Annotated in this window: 17 protein-coding genes and 1 other annotated feature; of the genes, 2 read left to right on the forward strand and 15 right to left on the reverse strand. The window is 42.7% G+C overall.

Annotated features, from left to right (window positions below; genetic code table 11):
- Positions 1–348: 348 nt before the first annotated feature.
- The 8 genes from ccsB to AAGU76_RS07370 all read right to left on the reverse strand — a co-directional run bounded on the left by ccsB (position 349) and on the right by AAGU76_RS07370 (position 9,503).
- The gene (ccsB, locus tag AAGU76_RS07335) at positions 349–1,179 is read right to left on the reverse strand and encodes a c-type cytochrome biogenesis protein CcsB (RefSeq protein ID WP_342484822.1); all 831 of its coding nucleotides are present in this window, start codon (positions 1,177–1,179) and stop codon (positions 349–351) included.
- Positions 1,169–2,440, reverse strand: a complete 1,272-nt coding sequence (locus tag AAGU76_RS07340) for a cytochrome c biogenesis protein ResB (protein ID WP_342484823.1) — start codon at positions 2,438–2,440, stop codon at positions 1,169–1,171. The genes ccsB and AAGU76_RS07340 overlap by 11 nt, the downstream gene beginning before the upstream one ends.
- Positions 2,441–2,489: 49 nt before the next feature.
- Entirely contained in the window at positions 2,490–3,680 is a 1,191-nt protein-coding gene (locus AAGU76_RS07345) for an ammonia-forming cytochrome c nitrite reductase subunit c552 (protein WP_342484824.1), read from the reverse strand.
- Positions 3,681–3,906: 226 nt separating this feature from the next.
- On the reverse strand, positions 3,907–5,139 hold the full coding sequence (locus AAGU76_RS07350; protein ID WP_342484825.1) for a Zn-dependent hydrolase: 1,233 nt from the start codon (positions 5,137–5,139) through the stop codon (positions 3,907–3,909).
- Between the two features lie 12 nt (positions 5,140–5,151).
- Entirely contained in the window at positions 5,152–6,330 is a 1,179-nt protein-coding gene (locus AAGU76_RS07355; RefSeq protein WP_342484826.1) for an amidohydrolase, read from the reverse strand.
- A gap of 19 nt (positions 6,331–6,349) precedes the next feature.
- Positions 6,350–7,033 carry a hypothetical protein gene (locus tag AAGU76_RS07360; protein WP_342484827.1) on the reverse strand — a complete coding sequence of 228 codons (684 nt, stop codon included), beginning with the start codon at positions 7,031–7,033 and terminating at the stop codon, positions 6,350–6,352.
- A 12-nt stretch (positions 7,034–7,045) separates the two neighbouring features.
- Positions 7,046–7,759: a DUF5058 family protein gene (locus tag AAGU76_RS07365; RefSeq protein ID WP_342484828.1), complete on the reverse strand. Its 714-nt coding sequence runs from the start codon at positions 7,757–7,759 to the stop codon at positions 7,046–7,048.
- 379 nt (positions 7,760–8,138) lie between these two features.
- Positions 8,139–9,503, reverse strand: a complete 1,365-nt coding sequence (locus AAGU76_RS07370) for a sigma 54-interacting transcriptional regulator (protein ID WP_342484829.1) — start codon at positions 9,501–9,503, stop codon at positions 8,139–8,141.
- Between the two features lie 253 nt (positions 9,504–9,756).
- Between AAGU76_RS07370 and AAGU76_RS07375 the strand changes: the two genes are divergently transcribed.
- Both AAGU76_RS07375 and AAGU76_RS07380 read left to right on the forward strand, forming a co-directional pair.
- Positions 9,757–10,212: a universal stress protein gene (locus tag AAGU76_RS07375; RefSeq protein ID WP_342484830.1), complete on the forward strand. Its 456-nt coding sequence runs from the start codon at positions 9,757–9,759 to the stop codon at positions 10,210–10,212.
- Positions 10,213–10,276: 64 nt separating this feature from the next.
- Positions 10,277–10,518, forward strand: a binding site (T-box leader).
- A 68-nt stretch (positions 10,519–10,586) separates the two neighbouring features.
- Positions 10,587–11,954: a TrpB-like pyridoxal phosphate-dependent enzyme gene (locus AAGU76_RS07380; protein WP_342484831.1), complete on the forward strand. Its 1,368-nt coding sequence runs from the start codon at positions 10,587–10,589 to the stop codon at positions 11,952–11,954.
- Between the two features lie 93 nt (positions 11,955–12,047).
- Here AAGU76_RS07380 and AAGU76_RS07385 read toward each other — a convergent pair whose 3' ends face one another.
- The 7 genes from AAGU76_RS07385 to AAGU76_RS07415 all read right to left on the reverse strand — a co-directional run bounded on the left by AAGU76_RS07385 (position 12,048) and on the right by AAGU76_RS07415 (position 19,555).
- Positions 12,048–12,470 (reverse strand): methylglyoxal synthase, encoded by a 423-nt coding sequence (locus AAGU76_RS07385; RefSeq protein ID WP_342484832.1) that lies wholly within the window; start codon positions 12,468–12,470, stop codon positions 12,048–12,050.
- A gap of 33 nt (positions 12,471–12,503) precedes the next feature.
- Positions 12,504–13,745: a DUF1015 family protein gene (locus AAGU76_RS07390; RefSeq protein ID WP_342484833.1), complete on the reverse strand. Its 1,242-nt coding sequence runs from the start codon at positions 13,743–13,745 to the stop codon at positions 12,504–12,506.
- A gap of 253 nt (positions 13,746–13,998) precedes the next feature.
- Entirely contained in the window at positions 13,999–15,372 is a 1,374-nt protein-coding gene (locus AAGU76_RS07395) for a TIGR00366 family protein (RefSeq protein ID WP_342484834.1), read from the reverse strand.
- 15 nt (positions 15,373–15,387) lie between these two features.
- Entirely contained in the window at positions 15,388–16,332 is a 945-nt protein-coding gene (locus AAGU76_RS07400; RefSeq protein WP_342484835.1) for a 3-hydroxyacyl-CoA dehydrogenase NAD-binding domain-containing protein, read from the reverse strand.
- Positions 16,333–16,356: 24 nt separating this feature from the next.
- On the reverse strand, positions 16,357–17,178 hold the full coding sequence (locus AAGU76_RS07405; protein WP_342484836.1) for a 3-keto-5-aminohexanoate cleavage protein: 822 nt from the start codon (positions 17,176–17,178) through the stop codon (positions 16,357–16,359).
- 328 nt (positions 17,179–17,506) lie between these two features.
- Positions 17,507–19,048, reverse strand: a complete 1,542-nt coding sequence (locus AAGU76_RS07410; RefSeq protein WP_342484837.1) for a sigma 54-interacting transcriptional regulator — start codon at positions 19,046–19,048, stop codon at positions 17,507–17,509.
- Positions 19,049–19,201: 153 nt separating this feature from the next.
- A complete protein-coding gene (locus AAGU76_RS07415) occupies positions 19,202–19,555 on the reverse strand; it encodes a Lin0512 family protein (protein ID WP_342484838.1) in 354 nt (117 codons plus the stop codon).
- Between the last annotated feature and the right edge of the window lies 1 nt (position 19,556).

Here is a 19,556-nt window from a genome sequence, read left to right on the forward strand (position 1 = left end):
TTAAATCCGGCAAAATAAAATTGCAGGAATTTAAAATAAAATTGAATAAGAAAATCCAGGATAAAAGCATTTGGATAATGCTTAGGAGTTGGATCTCAAAAGAAATATCAGGAGATTCCGAACGGTTGGATAATAAACAAGACCAATAATCAGGCAAAGAAAATACATATTGAATCAGCAAAGATTACTAGCGACGGTTGTGGTAAGTATACCAGGAAAGCGGTGAGTCCACCATAAGAGATACTGAAAACATAGAATAAATAGCACCTGATTTTTTAAAGACGTGGAAATTGGGTGCTATTTATTTGTTTATGCTTAAGGTTTGTTTATACCATGCATCGGCAGTCACTATCTTACATAGCTGTGAACGGATGGAAGCAGTGTGTTGACGCCGATGTAGGTGAAGATTACACATATGAAACCTGCAATTGCAAATATGGCGGCGCTTTTTCCTTTCCATCCCCTTACTAGCCTTACATGAAGGTACACGGAGTAAATTATCCATGTTATCAGAGACCATGTTTCCTTCGGGTCCCATGCCCAGTACCTTCCCCACGCCCTCTCAGCCCAGATAGCTCCGGTTATAATTACAAGAGTGAGGAAAAGATATCCGAATGAAATCACTCTGTATGTCAGAAAATCCAGCTTTTCAAGGGTTGGCATCTGCCTGTCGAAGAAATCTCCCTTTAATTTTTGTTTCATCATGTACATGCAGGAAAGAGCAAAGGACACTCCGAAAGACCCGTAGCTTATCACTGCAGTCGAAACGTGTATGGTGAGCCACGAACTTTGTAGAGCCGGCATCAGCGGTCTTATGTCCTTGCTCTGCATGGCTGCGTAGCCCACTATGATGAAAATAACCGGCAGGGCAAAAGCACCCAGAGCCCTGAAGCTGTACCGTCTTTCCACAACGATGAAGCAAAGTGCAATTCCCCATGCAAAGCTTACTGCAAATTCATATTGGTTTGTCAAGGGAATCCTTCCTGCACCCATTCCCCTGATTACCAGAGAAACAGTTTGAAGCGCAAAACCTGTCAGCACAGTCACGCTTGCAGCAAAACCCACCTTATTTTTTTTGGTCAAAAAGAAAATGAAGTATGAAATCATGGACAACAAATATGTAATGACCGTAACCGTAAAAAAAATATTTTCTGCTCCCAGGTATCTGTTAAGATCCATAGCTTTCACCTCTTCTATAATTCTCGTATTTAAACAATAAATTTGATTTAGCCGTATCAACATTCTTTTTGGAAATCAGGTAAAACGACCATTCTCCCTGATTTTCCTTTGCGTAGAGAGTCATAGGCACAAAATAGAATGTCAAAATTATCCCCACCAAAAGAACTGCAGCCCCTGCCATGGCCATGGGAGTGAACAAATCCCGTCTAATGTTTATCTGGGTGAATTCCGTGGGATTATCTACTGTGAAGCTGTACTCCCCGTAGCTTACGGGCCTTCCCATTGGAGATACGTTCATGCCGGCCATGTAGCCGTTGTAGAAAATCACATACAGCATATGAGGGTTGTCGAAGCGTGGAGATTTTATCCTGGGACCTTCCGCCGTCATTTCCATGTCAGGATAAAAGCTTACAAACTGCACAGCAAATCTTTTATCGTCATTGACATACACCTCTGACTGGTAGAATACGTCCTCATATATGGACTGATTTTCTTTATAAACCTTCAGATTTACGGCATATCCCATGCTGTTCTGGTAAAAGCTGTAGTGGTTGTATCTAAGCGGTGAATTGACAGAAACATCCCCGCTCTTCAAAACATCCCCCTCCTTGTTCAGTATGTCTATGTTTGATATGTATTGCTCCACCGTGTAATCATCTCTGAATTTCACATTGAAGGAATTAATTTTCATATACAGGTCCTTTCCTTCAAGCTTTCCCATAGTGCCGGGAACACCGTAGAGATTGGTCTCATAGGCGAAAATATTTCCCAGGGTGAAGAACACCATTATGAATAAAATACCCAGGTGCAGAAGCCAGGAACCCAGGTGACCGAATGTACTCTTTGCTGAAGCGTATGTATTATCACCTGTTCTTACCGGTTTTTTAAATCTCATCACCTCAAACAGCTTTTCCACATCCGAGCTGCCGGCCTTAAATAAAAATTTATTTTCAGCAAGATTGTCTTTTGCTTCCGGAACAGTCTTCATCTGCCTAATAACCCGCGGAAGCCTTAATATTATGCATGTTGTAAGATTCACCGATAACAGTCCCGTAATGGCAATGTACCACCACGAAAAATACACATTGTCAAGGTCAAGAAATTCCCTCAGGCTGTTAAAAAGGCTCCCGTAATTCTGTGTGTAAAACTGCGGGCTTTCATTTTGAGGTATGACAGTTCCCACCACAGAGGCAGCACCTAAAACCATCAGCAGCACTATGCTTAGTTTCATGGATTTCATAAATGCCACAATTTTTTTCATATCCATTCCCCTTATATTAAAGGAGCCAGCGTATGGCTCCTTATCTTCATTATTTAAGCAGTTCCAATCCTTCAAGTGCCAGAGCGTCTGCTTCATCAAGCAGCTTCAGGGCAAGTTCCTGATTATGGAACCCCTCACCGTTTTCAACAAATACGAAATCCCACTTGAACTGTGCTTCCCTGTGCAGCTTTCTTACTGCATTAAGCTCATCCTCGGTCTTGGTTTTATTTTCAACTGCCTTTGCCAGCTCCTCAATTAGCTTTGTGATGTTGTCAGCAACAGCCAGCGTTCTGTCATAGACAGGTTTTTGAATTGCTTCAACCTTCGCAGTCAGGCTTTCCTTTGTTTCGCCTGAATGGCACTTAATGCAGGTATCCTCCATGGATGTCAGAAGCGGGCTGGTAAACTGATGAGCCTTAACTGTCTGACCGTTTTCCTGGGTTTCCTCCATATGGCAGTCCGAACAAGACAGGTTTCCATGTATGCCGTCCTGGTAGGTTTCAAATTCGGGATGCTGGGCCTTCAGAAGCGGTGTCCCGGTTCTTGGGTGAGTCCAGTCCGTGTAATTAAGTTCGTCGTAGTACTCAAGCATGCTGTCAGGATCAAGCCCTTTGTCCCATGGCAGTGTTATGGCAATGGTTTTCGGGTCCTGATAATATTCCACGTGGCACTGGGCACAGGCAAGTGTGGTGTCCTTGTACTGTTTGTCATCCGGCAGCGCATCAGTCAGGTGAGTAAGGGTGAGATTAATGACCCCCGGTTCTTCCATGTGGCAGTCATAGCAGGTGATGCTGTTGGTCATGAGCTCTGACACTTCTTCAAAGTCCCTTGAGTTGAAGGATACTCCTTCCTTGTTCAGCTGTTCCACAAAGTCCGGCGTCTTGCAGGCATAGCAGCTTGCACCTTTTTTAGGTCTGGCAGTTTCCATAACGTCCTCCAGGGTGTAGACGTGTCCTCTGGCTCTGTCATATTGCTTCGAAAATCCGAAGCCCTCATAAAAGGTATTCAAAAATTCATATTTCTCCAGGTAAGAGTAAGGCTCGCTTCCTCCGTAGGTGGTTGCTTCCATTTCGGCATTTTTTTCAAAAGAAGCGACAATAGATGGATATTTTCCCGCCCAGGCTTGCGGAGGTACAATACCTTCCGGCCCGGCAGCGTCATCCTTGGATGTGCATGCAGACAGGGACAACGTTAGAACCGCAGCTGCAACTACTGAAATTGTCCTGTAAATTTTCCTCATATATACCTCCATAATTGATGTTATATTATGTCAGTATTGATTTAATTATGCAAGATAAGAATATTAAATTATTGGAAATTTGTCATTCCTTACAAAATGCTGTCTGTTTGAGACGGACAACCTTCGTGATTCTATGCTTTCAAAAAACAAAAGAACCCGAGAATCCTCCAAACCATTGACATACTCTAAATTGTCATCAGTCTGTAGTACCCTGGGGCCCAAAAACCTATTTTGCCAATCTTATTACAGTTTCAAGGAGAAGTTCCGCTCCCTCAATAATATCCTCGAATTCGGTTTCTTCATAAAAGCTGTGGCTTATACCTTTTATGCTTGGGACAAATATCATTCCCGTTTCGATTATTCCGTTGAGCATGGCATTGTCATGAACAGCGCCGCTGTTCATCATAATATACGGCAGATTCATTTGTTTGGCACTTTCCTCGATTGTATTGACTATTCTATCTGCCATATGAACAACATTTGATTCTCCAAGCTTGATTATAGATACATTGACATTTTTTGCTGTTGCTGTCTCTTTGCACAGTTCTTTTATAAAGTCGGAAATTTCCTTGATGTTTTCTTCTATGACATCTCTTATGTCCACATTGAACACAACCTTTGAGGCTATTACATTTGAGCCGTTCGGTTCCACATTTATTTTCCCGACGGTTGTTACAGCCGCATCCATTTTAAGCTTTTCCGGAACTCCGGAGATTTTATCAATCATCATTGCGCTAGCAGCTACCGGATCCCTGCGCATGGACATTGGGGTAGTACCGGCATGGTTTGAAGTTCCTTCAACTGTGACCTGCAATGTTACCATACCAGCGATGGCTTGAACAATACCTATCCTTTTTTTCTGGCTGTCCAATACTCCTCCCTGCTCCACGTGCAGCTCAATCATACACATTTCGTGTTCCGAATCAATGCGTGGCTGATCTGCATCAAAAGGCAGGAAGCCGCACTCTGAAATAATATCATATGCGGACATACCATTATCGGCATGCAGTTTCTTCAGGTAGCTCTCATCGATCTTACCGGTGATAAACTTACTTCCAATCATTGTAACTCCGAAATTGGAACCTTCCTCCTCAGCGAAAATCACTATCTCTACAGGATGCTTGAGTTTGATGCCATTATTATGGATTTGCCTTACAACTTCAATGCTGCTTAAAACTCCTGTCAGGCCGTCATATTTCCCGCCGTACATTACAGTGTCAATATGGGAACCGATCAGAACCGATTTTGATTGCAGGTGGTCAGGATTGTATAAGGCACGTATGTTTCCAGCAAAATCATGCTTTATTTCCATGCCGAAGGACTTCATTTCTTCAATCAATATGCTGCGCACCTTCATGTCTTCCTTGCTGTATGAAAATCTGGTGCAGCCGGTTTTTGTGGCAGAAATGTCTGTAACCCTGTCAAAATTTAGACGCAAGCGTTCCGAATCTATTCTCATGTGAACCTCCGTCTATTCATTCAGAAAATCCAGCGCTGACTGAACCAGAATTGCTACGCCCGATTCGAAATATTCTTCGCCCAGCGCAAACCTGCTGTTGTGATGCGGGTACACTGTTCCATCTACAGCCATAGGTGTTGACAGGAATATGAAGGTTCCCGGAATCTTTTCCAAGTAGTAAGCGAAATCCTCGCCTCCCATAACCGGTTTATTAATCAGATGCACCTTGTCAGAACCGATAGCCTTGCCGGCACTTTCAAAAACTTTCAATGTAAACTTTTCATCATTGACCAGCGGCGGTGCTCCGTAGAAATATTTATACTCTGTGCTACCCCTGAAGCCCTTAGCTATATTCTCACTAATCTCTCCAATTCTGCCAGCCAGATATTCCCTTGTCTTTTGGTTTACCGCTCTGGCTGTTCCTTCAAGATAAACATCCCCAGGAATAACATTGTAAGTGGAACCTCCCTGAACCATGCCGATGGTTATAACTCCCGGATCTACTGGGTCCAGCTCCCTGCTGATTATTTCCTGCAGCGATGTAATGATGTGAGCTGCCATAACAACGGGATCCCTGCTATTGTGCGGATATGCCCCATGGGACCCTATTCCTTTTACCTTCAGCGTGAATCTGTCAAGGCATGCCATCATGGAGCCGGTGCTGAAAAGAGCATTGCCGCCCTTTACTTCATCAGATATATGGCCCACATGCATCCCTACAATGGCATCAACACCGTCAAGTGCGCCGCCTTCAATCATAGGCTGTGCTCCGGCTGATATTTCCTCCGCCGGCTGAAACAGAAATTTCACAGTGCCGCTGAATTGGTCTTTAAGTTGATTCAACACTTTAACTGCTCCAAGCATTATAGATGTATGCGCATCATGGCCGCATGCATGCATATTTCCGTTGACTGAAGCAAATGAAAGCCCTGTTTCTTCCTTTACCGGGAGCCCATCCATGTCAGCCCTTAGGGCTATGCACATTCCATTTCTGTTTCCTTTTACAGTTGCAACTATGGCAGATTCCAGTCCAACTCCAGTTTCATATTCCACACCCATGTCATCAAGCTGACTGCACACATACTCGCTTGTTTGCGGCAGATATTGACCCACCTCCGGAATTTGGTGTAAATCTCTTCTCCACTTTACAACATCTGCAGCAACATCTTGCGCCAGATTTCTTACGTCCATAGTATCCTCCTCAATTGATTTATTTATTTTCTTGCTTAGCCGATATTTTCTTATGGTCATAAAAAGCAAATCCCACCGTTGAAAATACTGCAGCAGGAATCATCACAAATGTAGGAATAACCTTGATTACCAGCAGCATTATCAAAGTTACGACCATCGCAAATGCACCGTACTTGATGTTCTTAGCAGCATACATAGCAAATATGGCTCCAAAGATTGCCGGTGCCACATAAGTGAATGCTTCCAATACAACAGGCGGAAATACATTCATGAGGGCAGCTCCGCCAATTGCGGCAACTGTCACAGCCAAGAGATTTGTTATTATTGAACCTGCAATTCCAAGGGTAGATACAAGCTCTGCCTTTTTGGTTCCGGGTGTAACTCCTACAGCCTCCTGAGCAATAGCTGAACACGGAACACGCATGTTTCCTATGTTTCCTGCCAAAAATGACATATATGTTCCGGGCAGTCCCAATACAGGAAAATATGATATGGGTTCGACTATAGAGTAAATGCCGTATACTGATGCAATATAAAGCCATCCCATCAATATGTTAGATGTGCCCGGAAAAGTATCGTAAACAAACAAGAGCACCAGAGCAGGCAGAAAACAGAAGGGTATTGCCAAGAGATTAGTAAGTCTGCCATATTTTATGATAGGTTTCGTAAAACTGTTTTCATAATTTCTTTGATTGTCAGTCATAATACACCTCCATTATAAACGCTTAAAAATGACACCGGCTGCCATACCTACAACCATTGCAATCCCCAGGTTGTATTCTGTCAGTTTGGGATATTTTTTGGCAACCTTATCAAGAATTATCATTGCCACGGCTGCCGCAATGCCTGAAACCATAAACGGTCTAGTCTTAGGATCCAATCCTTTTATAAGCTCTTTTCCGAACAGGTACGAAAATGCACCGCACATTGCTGATACCATAAGAATACCTAGTTTTTTCGGGTCGCCGCCAGATATCTTATCCGTCACTCCATCCAGCTTGTGCGAGAACAGTCCTGTGGTGAAAAGCCATGCACTCCCGTTCAATGCCATTACCCACGCTGCATTGGCAAAATGTATCAATCCGAATTCAGGGCTTGTGAGCTCGATGTTCATTGCTTTGGCAGACATATTTGCTGCTGCCAGTTCAGTTGGAGCTGCTCCTATAATAGCAAGCCTCATCCATGACAAAGGGGCTCCGATTACCGACATAAGACCGAGCATTACTACAAATACTCCCAAAGCCGGTCCGATTGCAGAAAGAGCTCCTACTGTAAATGCCTTCTTTGCATCCTGTTTGTTAAGGTCCACCAAGTCAGCACTGTTCATAGCTTTTTTCGAAAAAATGATTGCCTGAAATGCGACAATGACGACAACAGGTATGCAGCTTAACCATAATGCCGTAGAATTTGCTGTGTTAATGTAATTCATGTTAACCTCCCACCTAATATAATAATATCTGCGTATCTTTGTAGAATCGCATCATACTAAAACTAATGCAATTCATATGCCAATCATGGAAACGAACAACCTTTTTCAAACAAAAAAAGAACATTGAAAATTCAATGTCCTAAATCACTGACAAACTCCGATTTTGTCATCCATGGTACTAGCGAAAGATGCCCTAACCCTATTTTTTAGGCGTTTTTCTGAAAAATAGCGGTAGGCCACTCACAACGAATTTCCAATATATGCGACCAGAGGGAGCTAATATATTGGTGAATGAGACTGTGTGATCTCACTTCTTTTTCCTTTGAAATAAAACTAACAGCGTTTCAATTTCGATGATGATAATAATCAATCGATGAAATTATTCATCAAAGTACCTGTTCATCTTCTTGACAACCGTTGACTGGTCTATTTGAAGAGCCTTGCTAATTCCTCTGGTAGTGCGGTACTTTTGCTTGGCCATTGTCAGCATCTGCTTTTCAAGTTCCTCCACTGCCATCTTTATGGGACATATTCCATCAACATGTACGTAATTGCTGATGTTTTCCCTATCTTTAGGCGTACCGACCTGTTCATTGCCGGACAATTGGGATAAAATCACTTTTCGCTCGATTATGTTCATCAGTTCTCTAATATTGCCCGGATATATATTTTGGCACATATCTTCAATATCGTCCTGTGTAATTTTTACTTCCTTTTGATATTTTTCGTTGTACAGTTTTAAAAAATAATCTATAAAAAGAGGAATATCCTTATGTCTTTCACGAAGCGGCAATATTTCAACAGGCAGCACACTTATTCTGTAATAAAGATCCTTCCTGAATTTTCCCAGCCTAACCAGCTCCTTCAAATCACAATTGGTTGCAAAAATGAATCTGGCCTTTACCTCTACCCTGGAAATACTGCCTATTCGTGTAAACTCCCTGTTGTCAAGCAAATGAAGCAATTTAACCTGAAGCTCCAAAGGCATGTCACCGATTTCATCCATAAGGATTGTTCCGTTGCCTGCCATTTCAATCAATCCCTTCTTGCCTTCCTTAAGTCCTCCGGTGAAGGAGCCCCTTTCATATCCAAAAAGCTCCGACTCCATCAGGTTTGAAGGAATCGCTCCACAGTTGACGGTCACAAAAGGTGAATCGCTTCTGTTGCTGTTTTCATGGATGTATCTGGCTATGTAGCTTTTGCCGGTCCCAGTCTCACCTAAAAGCAGCACGATGGTATCGAGATTTATTACAGCGTTTATGACTTCCTTAAGATGCTTCATGTTTTCGCTTTCAGCAAACAGCTCATTATGTTTCTTTTTCTTTTTTGTCTGGTAATCTTTCAGCAACAGGTTGTTTAAGTCCAAAATCTCCCTTAGTCTTTCAGGACTCGTTACATCCTTTGAAAAGTTGACGATTTCCACTATGTCATTATTTGAATTCATTATGGGATAACTTTTAACCAACAGCAACCGGTCTCCCTTTGTCCTCTGGATCAGCGATACCTCGCGCTTTCTGCGCATGACTTCTGCCGTGGCCGAAATATCAAAGACTCCTTTGCTCTCCAGGTAAAAAGCATTTTGTCCTACAAACTCATCTTCTGATACACCGAAATAGTCTTTGCACATATTTTTGACCTTTATGAATATTCCTTCAGAATTGGCTACAGTAATGTTGTCGTATCCGCTAAGCAGTATCTGTGAATAAACTTCTTCAATTCTATCATCCAAATCAAAAGATAGCATAGTTCCCTCCCGACTAACAAAAACTAAAAGCATTATTTGTCTATATTTTAACATAACTTAATTGGTTTTACCATCACAATGTTATTCTCTTTTGTACATACAATCCAAATGTTTTTTCGGATTATTCTACGAATTGATTTCACTTCAGAATTTAAATATATGCTTAAAAAAACTTTTTTGTGGTATAAATAACCTATAAGAGTTTATAAATTATTATAGGTTTTATAAATCATTGTATCAGTAAGGAGGAATCATGAAAAAAATACTTGTTCCCGTAGATGGTTCACAGGCTTCGGAAAAGGCAGCAATGAAGGCAATAGAAATAGCCAGGGATTACAACAGTGAAATAACATATTTGAGCGTGGCGGATGTCCGCGGAAAATACGCCTACATGGGCGATGGCGTGGTGTCGGTTCCCATCAATCACTCCCAGATTTCTGCAATGCTGGTGGAAAACCAGACAAAGATGCTGGACGCCTTCGCTTCCATTGTGGACAGCAAGGGAATCAACATAGAAAAGAAGGTTGCTGCCGGAGTTCCTTACGAAGAAATACTGAAATACGCAGCCGATAACAAGGCTGACCTCATTGTCATGAGCCGCAGGGGCTTTACAAAATTCAAAAGATTTTTTGTAGGCTCGGTCACTCAAAGAGTAATTTCGGATGCCCCATGCCCTGTGCTGGTAATAAACGAAGATGAAGAAAAATAAAATACAATTTTTCTGAAAAATCTGTTGACAAAGTCAGATTTCAAATATACAATAACAAACAATATAAAAACTGATGAATGAGAGTAGTATTCTAAAAGTTCATGTTTACAGAGAGTCGCAGTTGGTGGGATGCGATAACATAAAATTAGAAGAATGGACTCACGAAGGCAGCCTGAAAGGTCATCCGAGTAGGCACTGACGGGATCTCCGCCCGTTACAAAGGGAGCATATATTATTGTATATGAAATGAGTGGGTAATTTTTTACCAATTTGGGTGGTATCGCAGGAGCAGCTCTTGTCCCTTACATGGGGGCAAGGGCTTTTTTTATTAGCTTTTATATTAAATTTATAATAAAAATCGAAAGGAGAACGAAATGAGCAAAATACCCTACAGAATTTACTTAACCGAACAGGAGATGCCGCGTCAGTGGTACAACTTAAGATCGGACATGCCGGAACTTCCCGATCCATACATCAACCCCGGCACCATGAAGCCTGCTGTTCTTGAAGACCTGTACCCGGTTTTCTGCGAGGAGCTGGCAAAGCAGGAAATGGATAATACCACGAGGTACGTGGACATACCGGAAGAAATACTTGAATTTTACAAGATTTACCGCCCATCTCCCCTGTGCAGGGCATACAACCTTGAAAAGGCCCTTGATACACCTGCAAAAATTTACTTCAAGTTTGAGGGGAACAACACTTCCGGAAGCCATAAGCTCAACTCTGCGGTAGCCCAGGTATACTATGCAAAAAAACAAGGCATCACATCTCTTACCACTGAAACAGGAGCCGGACAATGGGGCACTGCCTTGTCGGAAGCATGCTCATACTTTGACATGCCTCTCACTGTATATATGGTGAAAGTTTCCTCCCAGCAAAAGCCCTACCGTAAAGCCATAATCGAGACATTCGGCGGAAAAGTAATACCAAGCCCTTCAGACAAGACTGAAGTGGGCAGATCAATACTTAAAAAGAACCCTGAAACCGGAGGAAGTCTTGGCTGCGCCATCTCCGAAGCTATCGAACACGCTGTAAAAACAGAAAACTGCCGCTATGTGCTGGGGTCTGTGCTCAACCAGGTTCTCCTTCACCAATCCATAATCGGTCTTGAAGCAAAGGCTGCCATGGACAAGATCGGTGAGTATCCGGACATTGTTATCGGCTGTGCAGGTGGCGGTTCAAACCTTGGCGGACTAATTGCTCCTTTCATGCAGGATAAGCTGACAGGAAGAAAAAATCCATACTTCATTGCCGTTGAACCTGCATCATGCCCTTCCATGACAAGGGGGAAATATGCCTATGATTTCTGTGATACCGGAAGGGTTACGCCGCTTGCCAAAATGTACACCCTGGGCTGTGAATTCATACCGTCCGCCAACCATGCGGGAGGACTTCGCTACCACGGCATGAGCCCGGTCATATCAAAACTTTACCATGACGGATACCTTGACGAGGCAAAGGCCTACGAACAGACAAGGGTATTCGATGCAGCGGCGCTTTTTGCCAAGTACGAAACCATCCTGCCGGCTCCGGAATCATCCCACGCCATAAGAGCCGCCATTGACGAAGCACTTAAGTGCAGGTTAACAGGAGAAGAAAAGACAATTCTTTTCGGCCTCACAGGCACAGGATACTTTGACATGGCTGCATACATGCAGTACAACGAAGGCATGATGACAGACTACATCCCCACGGACGAAGACCTGAAGCCCGGTTTTGATGCATTGCCCACGCTGTAATTATTTGGAACATCCTTAACAAAAAATTAAGGATGTTCCTTTTCAGAAACACCCGCTTGTCTTGTGAGAAATATTTTTCGAAACATACCTATTTTACTCTTCTTCATGCACATATTCTGTGTTCATGAAGTCTGACATGAGCAAAAAATCTGCTGTTGACTCATTCATGGCTACGGGAATATCATATAGCACTGCGATCCTGAGAAGAGCCTTTACATCAGGGTCGTGAGGCTGTGAGGACAGAGGATCCCAGAAAAAGATCATGAAGTCAACCTTTCCGTCCACAATTGAAGCACCTATCTGCTGATCACCACCCAGAGGTCCGCTTTCAAACGCCCTTACAGGCAGAGAGGTTTCCTCGGCAATCAACCTGGCAGTTGTTCCAGTGCCGCACAGAAAATGCGTGGACAGTACGCCTGCATTTTTCTTCGCCCATTTTATGAGCTGAATTTTTCTGTTGTCGTGCGCTATGAGCGCAATATGCTTTTGTTTTCCGATATCTTTTAACTTCCTCATTTTCTCTCCCGTTTTGCTGCTCCTATTTATTTTTTACAGTTCGTGGATGAAAAGTCCGCTTCCAAGCTTCGGTTCAAACCAGGTGGACTTAGGCGGCATAACCTTGTTCTGGTCAGAAACCTCAAACAGGTCGGACACATTCACGGCATACACGGCAAATGCAACCTTCATGTCGCTGCCAGCCCTTCTTTCAAGCTCAGAAAGACCTCTGATGCCTCCGATGAAATCAATTCGCTTGTCGGTTCTGGGATCCTCTATGCCAAGCACAGGATTCAGCAAATGATCCTGCAGAATTGAAACATCCAGGGACTTAATTACATCATCAGCACTTATTATTTCCGGCTTTGCCTCAAGCTTATACCAGTTTCCGTCAAGATACATGCCGAAGGTGTGTTTCTTTTCAGGAGTGTACGGTCCGTTCATTATTTTTGTTACGGCAAATTTCTCTTCGGTTTTATTCAGAAACTCTTCATATGTCAGGCCGTTTAAATCTTTCACAACCCTGTTGTAGTCAAAGATCTTAAGGTCGCTGTCAGGGAAAATTACTGCCATAAAGTAATTGAATTCTTCTTCGCCGGTATATCCCGGGTTTTCTTCCCTTCTCTTGAGACCTACCTTAGCGGCGGAAGCCGACCTGTGGTGTCCGTCTGCAATGTAGAGATTTGGGATTTTGGCAAACATGGACATTATTCCGGCAACTGTTTCATCATCGTCAATTATCCAGAGCGTGTGCAAAATGCCGTCGCCTGTTTTGATATGGTATTCAAAAGCATGGCTGTCTGCCCATCCTTCAATGGCTGACCTTAAGCTTTCGTCATCCCTGTAAGTTAAGAATACCGGCTCGGTATTTGCGTTGCATATATCAAAATGATTGATTCGGTCAATTTCCTTTTCAACTCTGGTGTACTCGTGCTTCTTTATGACATCATTTATGTAATCGTCTATGGAAACGCAAGCCACAAGCCCTGTCTGCGTCCTGTTGTCCATAACCTGCCTGTACACGTAGTACATTGGCTTTTCATCACGGACCATTACTCTGTCCGAAAGATATTTTTCTATGTTTTCCTTTGCTTTTTCATATACTTTCACGTCATATGGATTATCTTCCTGAGGAAGGTCTATTTCTGATCTGCATATGTGAAGAAAGCTGTATGGATTGCCCTTTGCCATTGCTGCAGCTTCCTCTCTGTTCATGACGTCGTAGGGCAGCGAAATCATTTTGTCCGCATACTCCACTGCAGGCCTTATGGCTCTAAACGGTCTTACAACTGACATTTAATTACCTCCATTGGTTCATAATGTAACATTTTAGATTTTATTATACCATAATATTTTTCGATATCAAGTTTGTGTTTGGTAAACCATTCTGATATTTTTGCAGAGCCGGTCAAAAAACTGAGATTCTTCGCTAACGCTCAGAATGACAGGACAGAGTTTTGCCACAAGCAAAACACCCGGATTGCGGGAGGCAATGCGGGTGTCTGCAGGACTATTATATAAGAGTTTCAATTTGGGATGTATAAACTGTTTAAATGAACATTGGAACTATCAACAAGCCCAATGTTGTAGCAATGCACCAGAACAGCCAGATGAATGCCATGTAGCCCCAAACATCTTTAAGCTTCATGCCTACAACAGACAGAGCAGGTATTACGTACAAAGGCTGCAGCAGGTTGGTCGCTTCATCGCCGTAAACAAATGCGTTGATAACGTGAGGTATGTTTGCATCAAGTCTCAACGCGGCATCCATGATGATAGGACCTTGTACGATCCATTGTCCACCCTGTGAAGGAATGAACAGGTTTACTATGGAAGCTGACAGGTAAGAGAACACCGGCAGCGTGTAAGCTGTTGCCAGCTGGCATATTCCCCCTACTATAATCTGACCCAGTCCTGAATCGGCCATCATGCCTGAAATTCCACCATAGAACGGGAACTGAATCATAACGTCAGTGGCAAGGCTTAAGTTTTCTCTGTATGCTGTGATGAATTTTGCAGGTGTATTGTACAATAGGAAGTTTGCCGTAAGGAATATGAAAATTACGAAGTTCAGGCTCAGCGCGCCCAGGAATCCTTTTTGCATGAAAGTAAATACAACATTTACAAGTCCTGCGATTCCCACCAGAATCATTATAACCTTGCTGCCGTTCATTTTATCTGCAAAAGTTACTTTCTCTTCTGCAGCTTCTTCTTCATCTTCTGCGTCTGTACCCTGGTATTCAACTATTTCATGCTTTGGCGGCATTGTTCTTAACGTAAGAATTATGGTTCCTACGGCAAGGATGGTCCACACAATAACGTTCATAGGATTGTATGTGGTTACATCTTGAGTGAGCACTCCAATTTTATCTACCAGGAAGTGTTCCTTTCCTGCCAGAAGTGCATATACCGATGCACTAGGTCCAAGGCACTGGCCAAGGCACATTGTTGAGTAGCCTGCTGCTATGAGCATTGGAAAGTGCAATCCTTTTATGTTTTTTGTAAGCTCCATTGCAAGTATTGGAGTTACTATGGTGCAGAAAGCCCAGTTTAAAAAGCTTGAAGCATATCCGAAAGCCATGAGCAGGATTACTGCTGCATTAGGAGTGCTTACCAGTTTCGCGAAACCCTTCAATAGCTTCTTAACCTGTTTTGATCTGGCTGTTACTGCACAGGTTACTACCATGAATGACATTTGAAAAGCAAAAGCTATTTGTGACCAGATTCCGTTGTACCATGATGTCAGCATTCCCATTATTCCGTGATCTGTAAATATAACTCCGGCAACGAATACCAATATTGTTAATATGAGACAAAATACTAATGGGTCAGGTATTATGTTTTCCGCCGCAAAATTGAATTTCTTGCTAAATCTCCACAAAAACGTTCCTTTATCGATTTTTTGTGAACTGTCTTTCGTCATGATTAGTTCTCCTTATCAAATATAATTTTTAGATACTTTCAGCTGAGTTATTAATCTTTTGTTAAAGTTGTTCTTCAATTCTTCTACTTTTTCTGCTGGATATTCGAAGAATCCTTCACCTGATTTCAGTCCCAGTTTTCCTTCAGAAACCTTCTGTCTCAATATGGGATTTGCTTCCGTTCTGTTGTCCATTACTGATAGAAGGTTATCACCTACCGTGCACCATATGTCAAGACCTCCCATGTCTGCAACTTCCAGTTGTCCCGTAGTCGCATATCTGAATGCCGGTCCGAACTTCAAAGCCGTGTCGATGTCCTTTGGCGAAGCCACTCCCATCTCGATTAGAGAGAACACCTCGCGGGCAACCCCCTGCTGAATCCTGTTAGCTACAAGGCCTGGAACGTCCTTAAGAACCTTAACGGTCTGTTTGCCTACCTTGTGGTAAAGTTCTTCAACATTTTTGTATGTTTCTTCATTCATATTTCCAAAATATGATAATTCCGCGATAGGCATGAGATGTGCCGGATTATACCAGTGACATACCATCATTTTTTCTTTTCTTGATTCTGACACGTTCTTCATCATTTCATTCAGGGCAAGGCTGGATGTATTGCTTGCAAAGATTGTATCCTCCTTGCAATATCCGTCAATTTCGCTGAATAATCTTTGCTTAAGCTCAATGATTTCAGGTGTGGCTTCAATGACATAGTCGGCGTTTTCAACAGCTGATTTTAAATCGTCATATAAAGTAATATTGTTTAGGATTGATTCAATTTCCGATTTGTTTACAAGTCCGTTCTCTGCTGCAAAAATTAGTTCCGCTTTTATAGTCCCCATAACCGAGCTTTTGATTTTTTCGCTTGTCTCATACAGATTGACAGGATACCCATACATAGCGAATGTTTCGGCTATGCCGTGCCCCATTGTTCCTGCACCAAGCACTGCAATATTTCTGATCATTTATTCATGCCTCTCTTAATTTATTTATTTCCTCAAACCTAAAATTTCTCTTGCATCATCCGGGGTTGCAACCTGGTTGCCTGCCTCCCTGATTAAGTTTGCTGCCCTTGTTACGAACTGTGCATTGGAGTCAGCCAGAACCTTCGGAGCAAACACAACATTGTCTTCCATGCCTACACGAACGTGTCCACCCATGGCAATGGCAGTCAGCATTATCGGCACATGCCCTTTGCCGATTCCAAGCGCTGACCATGTAGAGCCTTCAGGAATCAGATTTTTAAGATATACAAGGTTCTCCACAGTTGCTGCTGTTCCGCCTGCAGCTCCCAATACAAACTGATAGTGCAGCGGAGCTTTCAGCACCCCTTGTTTAAGGTAGTACAAAGAGTTGTAAATCATGCCTGCGTCAAAAATTTCAATCTCAGGCTTTACTCCGTATTCCTGCATAGTCCTGCCGAGCTCCTCAAGGAATTTCGGATGGTTTATAAACAGGCTGTTGTTCATCCAGTTCATGGAGCCGCAGTCGTATGAAGCCATATCAGGTCTTAAAAGCTTAAGGTGTGCCTGCCTTGTTTCGTCTGTTGCGTTTAAGTCCCCTGATGTGGTAAGGTTCAGCACGATGTCGCATTTTTCCCTGATGAGTGCCACAGTTTCAGCAAACTTCTCCTTGCTCATTGTGCCCTTGCCTTCATCGTCCCTCATGTGAAGATGTGCTACAGCAGCACCTGCCTTGTAGCATTCATACACATCTTCTGCGATTTCTTTCGGAGTCAGAGGTATGTTGGGGTTGTTTTCCTTGGTTGGCCATGCTCCGGTAGGAGCTACCGTTATTATTGTCTTACTCATTTTATCCTCCTTATTCGTTTGCTATATATAAAGCATAAATCGTGCCAACTTGGAGAACAAAATACAAATGTTGATTTTTCAAAGAGAACAGCACATGACAAATATTTCTTTTCAATTTATCGTTCGGCTCATTATAACTTAAGTTATAATATTAATTTTCTGACAAGCCTCAGCACGTGAAAACATTTTCGGAAATTGTTTGCATTTCATTACAATTCCAACAAAAATTTTGCATCTTTCAAAACATTAGAAAAGCTATAACAAATGTTATATATTTTATAACTTTTGTTATAGCTGCAATTCGAATTATTAGTAAAACAATTTTTTATCAAAATTTATCAGCACTTATTTCCAAAACCCTGCACTTTTTCCACAGGGCCGGTTGACTGAGTCCCAAAACGGATGCTGCTTTATTCACCGAGCCGCATTCCTTAACTACATGTTCTATCATTTCCCTTTCAAGGCTGCGGACAGCTTCCTTCAAAGTTGTCTTTCCGGATCTGTTTTTCGAAATCTTCAGTGTTAAGTCGAGCTTATCAATATCCAGCATGGAAGCAAGGCTGTCAGCCCTTATGATTCCGTCATTGTTTATTACAACCAGCCTCTCTGTTAAGTTCTCCAACTCCCTTATATTTCCCGGCCACTCGTACATCTTAAGAAGCTTAAGTGCTTCCTCCTCAAATTCGGCGTTCTTGTTGTACTTCTTGTTGAACCTGTTGAGAAATTCTTTTGACAGAACGTGAATTTCCTCTTTTCTTTCCCTCAGGGGCTTAAGCTCAATGGGAACAACATTGAGTCTGTAGAAAAGATCCTCGCGGAACTTTCCGTTTCTTATTTCCTCCCGCAGATCCCTGTTTGTTGAGGCAATCACGCGAATGTCCAGCCTGACTGGCTGATTCCCGCCTATCCTGACGATCTCCCTGCTCTGCAGCACCCTCAGAAGTTTTGACTGCAGCTTGAGACTCATTTCACCAATTTCATCAAGCAGAATGGTTCCTTCGTTTGCCAGTTCGAACATTCCCATTTTTCCTGACTTCCTGGCACCGGTAAACGCTCCCCCTTCGTAGCCGAAAAGCTCTGATTCCAAAAGTTCACCGGGAATGGCGGCACAGTTGACCTTTATTATGGGTTTGTCCCTTCGGTTGCTTCGCTGATAAATCTCATCCACAATGACTTCCTTGCCTGTTCCAGATTCACCGGTTATGAGAACTGTAACATCCGTGGGAGCAATTATGTTCACCAGGTCCATGACAGCCTTCATGTTCTCCCCTTCATACACAAACTTAGACTTGGAGGTCTGCTGTCTTCTCAGAAATTCGATTTCCTGACTGGCTCTTTGCTTGTCATTTTGAAGCTCTGCGTTTTTTAGCTCAAGTTCTTTCAGATTACTTATGTCCCTGTTGTTAATTACAACCAGCTTAACATCTCCATTTTCATCCATTATGGGGGAACCGGTCACAAGAAGATCCTTGTTGTTCACAAAGCTTTTCCCCATAGAGTTAACCATTTCCTTTTTCCTGATCACCTCCATGGTTACAGCTCCCCTGTAGAGTTTTCCTTCCTTTGAAATGTCATGAACGTTCCTTCCGATGACCTCTTCCTTTTGTATTCCCGTGATGCGTGAGTATGCTTCGTTTACGAAAATCGTTTTTCCCGTTCCGTCGGATATGTAAATACCGTCGTAAAGATGGTCGCTTATTTCCTTGAAGTCCAGGTACTTGTCCATGAAATCACTGTAGACTTCATCTATCCTGTCAAATCTGGACTGCAGCTCCTGATTTATGTCCCGGGAAATGTCAAGCTTCTCCGTTACTCTTTTAATTTCATCTATTTCCTGTTTAATCTTTCGCACTTTAAGTTCGTCTCCCATTAATACCCTCGAGATTAATCAATTATTGTGAACGTATTCATTGCATTTAATTTTAATTGAATTATTATCACCTGTCAATACAATGGAAACATTTGGACTTATATTGCTGCATAAAACAAAAAGGCTGTTGCAAAGCAACAGGCCTATATGATATTAAACTTCTATGTAAACCGTCAGTGCCGCCACAACAACCTCAATGGTATTCCCGTCACCAAAGGCAGGAACCTCAAGACCGCGAACTCCCAGTCCACCCTGAACCACCTCAATTTCACCTGTGCCCACAGGAACTGCCTTAAGCACCGTTTCCTTGTCTATTTTTTCCGGATTTGAGCATCCGATTTTAACGTGAACATGCATGCCAAGGGGGCTCTTCCCTAAAACATCTTCAATGCCGCATAAGCAGCTTCTTGAGGTTGCATCCTTCACAGCCTTCACTGCAGCCTTGGTAAGGTCACCTCCGTGCATGTCTGTTCCAACTCCGATTTCAACAACATATCTCTTTAGCATA

The sequence above is a fragment of the Sedimentibacter sp. genome (assembly GCF_038562225.1).
Classification (GTDB): Bacteria; Bacillota; Clostridia; order Tissierellales; family Sedimentibacteraceae; genus Sedimentibacter.